Below are 4,809 nucleotides of genomic sequence, written 5' to 3'. Positions count from 1 at the left end.
ATCCGGCGCTTCGCGCGGTGATGACGCTGGAGAGCGAGGTCTTCGCGGTGCGCGAGCTTCAGCCCGGCGACGCGCTGGGCTACGGCGCCCGCTTCGTGGCCGATGCGCCCTGCCGCGTGGGGCTGGTCGCGATCGGCTATGCGGATGGCTATCCGCGCGTGGTGCCCACGGGGACGCCGGTCCTCGTCGGCGAACGCGCGAGTCGCATCGTGGGCCGCGTGTCGATGGACATGCTGACGGTCGACCTGACGGCCCTGCCGGGCGAAGGCATCGGCAGCCGGGTGGAGCTGTGGGGGCCACGCGTGCCGATCAATACCGTGGCCGCCGCGGCCGGGACGATCAGCTACGAACTGCTGTGCCATGTGCGGCGCGTGCCGCGGGTGTACGTGGGCGGCGCGGCAGGCTGAACGCTGCCCCGACCGAGCCAGAGCCGGCTGAACGAGCGCACGATGCAACGCTGAGAGGCGGCAGAGTCAAGGGCCGCGCATGGCGCCCTCTCCCCTTGCGGGAGAGGGCCCGCTCCGATCAGCCCCTGCGCTCTTCAGGCACGCCAAGCGGTGCCTCGGGGTCGAACACCGGCTCGGCGCGCTCGCCCGGGGCATGGCCCGTCGGCGGAACGGTATTCGAGGCCGATGCGACCACTGTCCCCGGCTGCGCCATCGGTTCCGTCATCGGCTCCGGCGCCAGCGACGATGTCTGCAGTGGGGGCTCCGTCCGCGCCGCCAACGACGGGTCGGCAGACGCCGCCGTCGTGTCGGACCCCTCAGCCAGTGCGACCGGCTCCGGATCGGGCACCGATTGCCCCAGCGCCAGGATGGCCGCCGCCGTGCGCTCGGCAGCGCCGCGGTGACTGCCGGCAAAGCCCAACGCCGCCTGCGACATCGCAGCGCAGCGGCCCTTGTCCGCCACCAGCGACAGCGCGTGCACCACGGCCTTCATCATGTCGTCGACACGCAATGCACCGCCGGCGGCAATGGCCAGTTCGGCCGCCTCGGCGAAGTTGAAGGTGGACGGGCCCATCACGATGGGGCAGGCGCAGGCGGCCGCCTCGATCAGGTTCTGTCCGCCCAGCGGCGCGAAGCTCCCACCCAGCAGCGCAGCTTCGGAGAGGCCGTAGTACAGCGCCATCTCGCCCAGCGAATCGCCCAGCCAGATCTCCTCGCCCTCGGGCGCACCCTCCGCGGTGGACCGCCGCACGCAGGCGAAGCCGCGTTGCGCGATAAGCTCTGCCACCGCATCGAAGCGCTGAGGGTGCCTCGGCACGATCAGCCACTGCACATCGCAGGCACGCAGCCTCGGCAGATGACGCGCCCGCTCGCCACGCGGGCGGCCGGGGTTGCCGTCTGCCGCCGCAGCCGGACCGAAGTCGTCGCTCGAAGGCGCCGTGGTCCAGAAGTGGCGCAATGCGTCGAGCAGCATCGCCTCCTCGCCGTCGCGGGAGCTGGCGAACACCACCACCGGCTTGGGCAGGCGCGCGCGCAGGGCCTGCGCATGCACCAGTTGCCGCGCATCGGGCTGCGCATCGAACTTGAGGTTGCCGAACACGCCGCCCAGCTTGGCGCCCAGCGACACCAGACGGTGCGCATCGGCCTCGCTCTGGGCCCACACGGCCGCGAGCGAGGCATAGGCCGGCCTCGCCAGCGAGGACCAGCGCTCGGCCTTGGCCAGCGACTTCTCGGACAGGCGGGCGTTGGCCAGCGTGAGCGGGATGCCCCGCTGCGCGCAGGCCGCTGTGAGCTCGGGCCAGACCTCGGTCTCCATCAGCACGCCGATGCGTGGACGGAAGCGGTCGAGGAAGGCGGCCACGGCCTTCGGCGTGTCCCAGGGCTGCCAGACCTGCACGTCGCCTTCCTGCAAGAGCTTGGCGCCCTCCTCCCGGCCCGTGGCAGTGCCATGGGTCAGCAGGATGGGTACGCCCGGCAGCTGACGGCGCAGTTCGGCGATCAGGATGGCGGCGGCGCGCGTCTCGCCGAGCGAGACGGCATGCACCCAGCAGGCGTCGCGGATCTGCAGCGCGGGGTCGTAGACGCCGAAGCGCTCAGCAACCGCGTGGGCATAGCCCGGCTCGGCCTTGGCGCGCTTGCGCAGCTTGCGTCTGAGAAGGGGCTGCGCGAGACGGGTGAACAGCCCGTAGAGGCGCAGCGCGGGGGAACGGGAAACGCGAGGCACGCTCAGTGCGCCGCCTCCGCGAAGCTCGCGTCGGGCTTGACCGACTTGAGCAGCGCCGTCATGGTGGCTTCGATGCGATGCAGGGCTTCCTGCGTCTGGCCCTCGAAGCGCAGCACCAGCACCGGCGTGGTGTTGGAGGCGCGCACCAGGCCGAAGCCGTCGGCCCAGTCGACGCGGATGCCGTCGATGGTCGAGACCTTGGCGTCGGCATCGAACTTCGCCTTGGCCTTCATCTCCTCGACCAGCTTGTGCGGCTCACCTTCCTTGCACTGCACGTTGAGTTCGGGCGTGGAGAAGCTGGTGGGCAGCGCGTTCAGCACGTCGCTGGCGTTGGGATGCGCCGACAGGATCTCCAGCAGGCGGCAGCCGGCGTAGGTCCCATCGTCGAAGCCGAACCAGCGCTCCTTGAAGAAGATGTGGCCGCTCATTTCGCCGCCCAGCGGGGAGTCGAGCTCCTTCATCTTGGCCTTGATGAGCGAATGGCCGGTCTTGTAGATCAGCGGCTGGCCGCCCGCGGCCTCGATGGCCGGTGCCAGGCGCTGCGTGCACTTGACGTCGTAGACGATCGTGCCGCCCGGCACGCGCGAGAGCACGTCCTTGGCGAAGAGCATCATCTGGCGGTCGGGGAAGATGTTGTTGCCGTCCTTGGTGACGATGCCCAGGCGGTCGCCGTCGCCGTCGAAGGCCAGGCCCAGTTCGGCATCGGTGGTCTGCAGGGCCTTGATGAGGTCCTTGAGGTTGTCGGGCTTGCTGGGGTCCGGGTGATGGTTGGGGAAGTTGCCGTCCACCTCGCTAAACAGTTCGATCACCTCGCAGCCGATGGCGCGGTAGATCGCCGGGGCCGAGGCGCCGGCGATGCCGTTGCCCGAGTCCACCACGATCTTCAGCGGGCGCTGCAGCTTGATGTCGCCGGTGATGCGCTCGACATAGGCCGGCAGCACATCGACCTTGCGGACGCTTCCGCCTTCGGCCAGTTGGGCGCTGCCGTCCTCCATGACCTTGCGCAGCCCCTGGATCTCGTCGCCGTAGATCGCGCGGCCGGCCAGCACCATCTTGAAGCCGTTGTAGTCCTTGGGGTTGTGGCTGCCCGTGACCTGGATGCCCGAGGTGCACAGCGTGTTGGCCGCGAAGTACAGCATGGGCGTCGTCACGGCGCCGATGTCGATCACTTCCACCCCCGTGGCCACGAGGCCGCGGATCAGCGCCTCGGCCAGGCTCGGGCCCGACAGGCGGCCGTCGCGGCCCACGGCCACTGCGCGCTCGCCAGCGGCGCGCGCGGCGCTGCCGAATGCGCGTCCCAGCGCCTCGGCCACCTCCGCATCCAGGGTGCTCGGCACGATGCCGCGGATGTCGTACGCCTTGAAGATCGAGGGGCTGAGTTGCATGGCTGGGAGATGGAGGGAAATGACAACAAAAGTGACGGCGGCGATTGTAGGCACCGCCCCTTGCGGCTCACATGTCCGGAAATGGCGCATTCGGGCGGCTTCGCACAGGTAGCATGCCCCGCATGAACACCCGGCCCGACGCCTTGACGGATACCGAAGGCGACGCCTGTTACCTGGCGTTGAAGACGCGCGATGCGCGCTTCGACGGCGCCTTCTTCACGGCCGTAACCAGCACCGGCATCTACTGCCGGCCGGTGTGCCGCGTGCGCCTGCCGCGGCGCGAGAACTGCCGCTTTTTCCGCCATGCGGCGCAAGCCGAGGCGGCAGGCTTCCGACCCTGCCTGCGCTGCCGGCCCGAGCTGGCGCCGCGCGGTGGCGACGCGCCCGCCTGGAGCACCGAGGACGCCTCGCACATCCTGGCGCGCCAGGCCGCCCGCTTGATGGACGAGCCCGAACTGTGGGCGGACGATGCCGACGACGCGCAGCCCGGCCGCATGGTGGCCCGCATGGCCGAGCGCCTGGGGGTGAGCGACCGGCACCTGCGCCGTCTGTTCGAAGCCGAGTTCGGCGTCTCGCCCCTGCAGTACCTGCAGACGCGGCGCCTGCTGGCCGCCAAGCAGCTGCTGGCCGATACGCGTCTGCCGGTGGCCGAGGTGGCACGGGCCAGCGGCTTCGGCAGCGTGCGGCGCTTCAATGCCGCCTTTGCCGAGCGCTACGGTCTGAACCCGCGCAACCTGCGCCGCGCCCGCGAGGATGAGGACCCGGGCGACCCCGACGGCGCCTCGCTCACGGTGCGGCTGGGCTTCCGCCCCCCCTACGACCTGGCGACCTTGCGCGAATTCATGGGCCGCCGCGCCCTGGCCGGCGTGGAGCGGCTCGATGTAGATGGCCGCTTCGCGCGCACGGTACGCATCGGCGCGCACACCGGCTGGCTGACACTGGGCTTCGACCTGCCGGCCTCGCAGGTGCGATTGACGCTCGGCGAATCGCTGGCGCCCGTGCTGCCGATCCTGACCAGCCGTGTGCGGGCGCTGCTGGACCTGGATGCCGACCCGGCCGCCATCCATGCCGTGCTCGGCCCCTACTTCCCAGCCGCCGAAGGCCTGCGCGTGCCCGGCACGCTCGACGGCTTCGAACTGGCGGTGCGCGCCGTGCTGGGCCAGCAGATCACGGTGGCCGCCGCCCGCACGCTGGGCAGCCGGCTGGTGCAGGCGCTGGGCGAGCCTGTCGCCACACCCTTCGAGGGTCTGGACCG

Annotated in this window: 4 protein-coding genes; 2 read left to right on the top strand and 2 right to left on the bottom strand. The window is 70.8% G+C overall.

All coding sequences use genetic code 11. The annotated features are described in order from the left end of the window. The coding region (locus tag QZ772_RS04485; protein ID WP_295523450.1) for an alanine racemase C-terminal domain-containing protein at positions 1–407 on the top strand (407 nt) is incomplete at its 5' end. Positions 408–525: 118 nt separating this feature from the next. Here the strand turns inward: QZ772_RS04485 and QZ772_RS04480 are convergent. After that, complete coding sequence (locus QZ772_RS04480) at positions 526–2,169, bottom strand: glycosyltransferase N-terminal domain-containing protein (protein ID WP_366510531.1); 1,644 nt, start codon at positions 2,167–2,169, stop codon at positions 526–528. A 2-nt stretch (positions 2,170–2,171) separates the two neighbouring features. Beyond that, the gene (locus QZ772_RS04475) at positions 2,172–3,554 is read right to left on the bottom strand and encodes a phosphomannomutase/phosphoglucomutase (RefSeq protein ID WP_295523448.1); all 1,383 of its coding nucleotides are present in this window, start codon (positions 3,552–3,554) and stop codon (positions 2,172–2,174) included. A gap of 122 nt (positions 3,555–3,676) precedes the next feature. Here QZ772_RS04475 and QZ772_RS04470 point away from each other — a divergent pair. After that, positions 3,677–4,809 (top strand): AlkA N-terminal domain-containing protein (locus QZ772_RS04470; protein WP_295523445.1); only part of this gene is annotated, 1,133 nt, incomplete at its 3' end.

It is taken from the genome of uncultured Pseudacidovorax sp., assembly GCF_913773995.1.
In the GTDB taxonomy this organism is placed as follows: Bacteria; Pseudomonadota; Gammaproteobacteria; order Burkholderiales; family Burkholderiaceae_C; genus Xenophilus.
This window is presented reverse-complemented; position numbering and strand designations above follow the sequence as displayed.

Coding starts and splice junctions, on each gene's coding strand:
- QZ772_RS04475 (WP_295523448.1), bottom strand. CDS start 3,554: ATGCAACTCAGCCCCTCGATCTTCAAGGCGTACGACATCCGCGGCATC.